Here is a 3,753-nt window from a genome sequence, read left to right as displayed (position 1 = left end):
GCTTGGGCGGCTTTTAATTCCAATAAAGTATTTTCAACATTTAACTTCTGAACCGCTATTTCATCTTTTTGTTTTTCGCTCTGCTGGTATAGATTAGCCAGCTCAATATTGCGCAATTTGTATATCTCTGCTTCCTGTCTCGATTTCTCTACCCGGTGCGAAATCTCCAGGTTTTGTATTTGCCTGTTTAAAGCGTCTGTATGAATTTGCTTTGATAATTCCATGTATTTTTCAAGATGTTCTAATGCCTGCCGATAGTTGGGAAAGTGTTTATATTTTTCATAAAATTCAAAATGAATTTTAGCAATCAGGTCTAGCGACCCCGTTTGTGTTGCCAGTTTCATAGCATTAGTAAGAAACTCTATAGCTAAATTGTAATGTTGGCTATCCTCGTTTGCAGGACTTTCTAATCCTGCCATAAAAAGAAGGATTTCGGCTTCGCCTTTAATATCACCGGTTTCCTTCCTTATCTGCATGCTTTGGTCAGCGTACTGCCGGGCTTTGCTAAAATCACCTGATTGCATGGTAATAATTCCGAGGTGATACAAGGTATTTCCCTCTCCTTTTTTATGACCGGTAGATTGTGTTATTGAAAGGCTTTGTTCAAAATATACACTAGCCTTTTCAAAGGCTTTTAACTCCATATAAGTTAGACCAATGTTATCAAGACAACCGGCTTCGCCCCACTTATCACCTGAATCTTTGCGTATCTGAAGACTCTGCTCATAGTAATCCAGTGCACTGGTATAGTCACCGGTTTCAAAGTATATCTGTCCAATCAGGTTAATGCAATACGAGCGGGATATCCAGTTGTTTATTTCTGTAGCTATTTGCAAACCTACCAGTAATTGTTGCAGAGCTTGCTCAAACTGGCCAAGGTATTTATAGGTAACGCCGGTATGGTAATGCGCAAGCGATGTTAACTCGCCGTCGCAGGCTTGTTCCGATAAAGAAATACCTTTTAGTAAATAGTCTAAAGAGGCACTTAAATTACCCCGGCTACGCTCTATAATTCCGAAATACTCGTAAATGCTTGCCTGTCCATGCAAATGCCTGATTTCAATAAATATGTCAAGGGCTTGTTGGCAATACGAAAGCGCCTCCTGTAGTTTGGACTGCCTGATTAAAGTAAAAGCATAGGTGCGAAAGCCCTCTGCCAAACCGCGGGAATACCCTATGGTTGCTGCAAGTTCAAATGCTTGCCTGCTTATCTTTTCGGCAGTTAATGAGTCGCTTACCCTCATTTGCCAGGCAAGGGCATTAAACTCCTCTATTTTTTTAATATCATCGTCCCGCTTTTCTATGGTATTCATAAGCCTGAATGTTCGCAATTATAAATCATTTAATACCCATGCATCGGCAGTACCCAAAGGCAGATCGGTGCACAACTTTAAGTACAAAAACAACTGAAGTTTATAACCCGTAATAAACTTGATACTGGTATTGATAATTCCCTGACCTAAGGCATCAGTGCCACCCCATGGATAACTTATTTCTTTATTTAAAAATTCGTCGTCGGTAATAGATGCAAATAACATTTTTGCTTCCTGCAACTGTTGTTGCATGGCAGGCTGTATGTCTGTAGAAAGCAAGTTTTTAGAAGCAACTATTCGTTTACCAAAAAATGCCCTAAAATCTACGGGCTTGGATTGTAACCAAAATGATGGCATAGCAATACCAATTACTGCGAGGTATTGAACCAGTTCCAGCAGGCTTCTCATGCCTTCTTTTGGCTTGAATGAAAACTGATCGTCGGGCACTTTGGAAAGCAGCCTGCACACAATTTGTCTTTCTTTTCAAGACTATTTATCAGGTGTTGCATGTACATAAGATCGGTATTAAACGATGTGAGGTTTATATTTTTTTAGTAATATTCTAACATTATACAATTATCCCGGCGTTATTGCAAGTGTTCAGCCAACAGAGTTTTAGAAAGAGATTAATAGCAGTTGCTAATTTCACAAAATACTTGTCATGGAGTTGAGGCGTGGAATGAAACCAGTGATTTGAGTTTGCAATAGTGTTAAAGCTACTGCGGCATACTCCCTCCTGATAGTTTAAATGAACAATTGTGGTCAACTAATAATAGCAAATCATGCGTTATGTTTATCATCAGACAAGCATTAATATTTTAGGTCATTAGATTTAAAAATAAAAAAGTTCTTACTAAGTGGGTTCATTGCCAGGGCAAACCTGGTACATTCTATCAAGCCCAAAGGGCTTACATATACATAGCCACCGGTGGGGCACGGTGGATATGTATTAGCATCTTTTCCCGGCAAGCCTGAAGGGCATGAATATGTTGTATTTACTTGACAAATTCACTCTTTTGTAATCTTTTATTAAACCCGTAAATGCTATTGGTGCAATGTTATTTAAGCCGGTAAAACTTTTGTAATTTTTTTGTTGCTATTTCATATAAAACTCCCAGGCAATTCTATCCGGGTCTTTAAAAGCCACGTATAATTTATTAAGCACACTATCCAATTTTACACCTGTATTTTCTACACCGGCATTGGCAAGTTTTTTTGTAAAGCGGTGCAGTTCATCTTCAGTTTCGCAGGCAATAGCAATATGATCTAATCCAACTTCAAATGGGCTGAAGGAAGAAAATTCTTTATTTCGGGGATCAGCTTTTTTAAAAGCAAGGAACACATTGTTAGCAACAAATATGATCAAATCATTTGTATCTATAGCCAGAGGAAATCCGAGGATGTTTGTATAAAATTCCTTAGTCCTGTCAAAATCCGTTGAACGCAGGCAAATATGATGAATGTAGCTTTTCATCGGACTTGCATCAAAATGGTTTTCCTGTTCCGTAATTTTTCCTTCTTCATTTATCACAAAAAGGTCGGCTGTCCGTATCGTTTTTCCCAATGCAGCTATTGTTATTTCTGCTTTTGTAATCACACCTGATAAATCATCCTTATAAAAATGATCGTTGATATTAATGACCACACCATCCAAAGTGGGCTCCAGAGGTTTCCACCATTTTTCAAAAACTTCTTGTTTACCCTTTATTAAATTTTGTGCTCCTCCCGGTGCAAGGGGCGCCCTGAAAACAACATCGTCACTAAAAGGAATAGATGCAAACGTTTTCGACTTAAGTGCATTAAAATAAATTTCAGCAGTTTCCTTTAGCAAAGTTTTTCTACTTGTGGTTAAGTCTTGCATGGCAAAATATTAAAAGGTTTTAGGATAAAAATGATTTATGATTTTGAGTTATTTCTTTAATTATTGATTCTCAATACTGGCAATCAAACAGTTTGATTGACATGCTAATTTAGATTAAAGAAATTTTGTCTCATAGTCAAAGCCCATGTTTTTCGAACTAATTTTTGAATTATTTTTTGAATGGGATTGATCCTTTTTCTATGTTTAGATAGAACATTTCACTATTAAATCTATGGGGACAATCATGTTTGTCAGGTTGCCTATAAAACAAAAAAAAGGCAACGATTTTAATCGCTGCCTTTAAGTGGAGTGGAGTGGAGCTGAGCGGAGTCGAACCGCTGTCCAAACATATCTGCCATAAGCCTTCTACATGCTTATTCCGGAATTAGTTGTCGGGTGGCGGCCGGAGCCGGACGAACCAATCGCCACCTTAGCTGGATGGTCTTAAGCTACACGCACAGCCTTGTGTAACAGCATCCCGTTTTTCTTTGATTCAGCGGAGGAGCTTGGCAACAGGCCAGCCTGCATCCCGGCCATAATGAGTGCTAATTCTCTGAATTAGGCAGCCATGGCGTAAGT

The 3,753-nt window shown here is 38.6% G+C and carries 3 protein-coding genes and 1 other RNA gene; all 4 read right to left on the bottom strand.

Features of this window, described 5'->3' with window-relative positions; translation table 11 throughout:
• On the bottom strand, window positions 1-1,313 hold a 1,313-nt coding region (locus H7254_RS04440; protein WP_301931840.1), incomplete at its 3' end, for a tetratricopeptide repeat protein.
• An 18-nt stretch (window positions 1,314-1,331) separates the two neighbouring features.
• Complete coding sequence (locus tag H7254_RS04435; protein WP_301931839.1) at window positions 1,332-1,781, bottom strand: hypothetical protein; 450 nt, start codon at window positions 1,779-1,781, stop codon at window positions 1,332-1,334.
• Between the two features lie 628 nt (window positions 1,782-2,409).
• Window positions 2,410-3,174: a VOC family protein gene (locus H7254_RS04430; protein WP_301931838.1), complete on the bottom strand. Its 765-nt coding sequence runs from the start codon at window positions 3,172-3,174 to the stop codon at window positions 2,410-2,412.
• Window positions 3,175-3,486: 312 nt separating this feature from the next.
• Window positions 3,487-3,753: a transfer-messenger RNA gene (ssrA, locus tag H7254_RS04425) on the bottom strand; the annotation flags it as partial.

The sequence above is a fragment of the Ferruginibacter sp. genome, assembly GCF_014377975.1.
Classification (GTDB): Bacteria; Bacteroidota; Bacteroidia; order Chitinophagales; family Chitinophagaceae; genus Ferruginibacter.
This window is presented reverse-complemented; position numbering and strand designations above follow the sequence as displayed.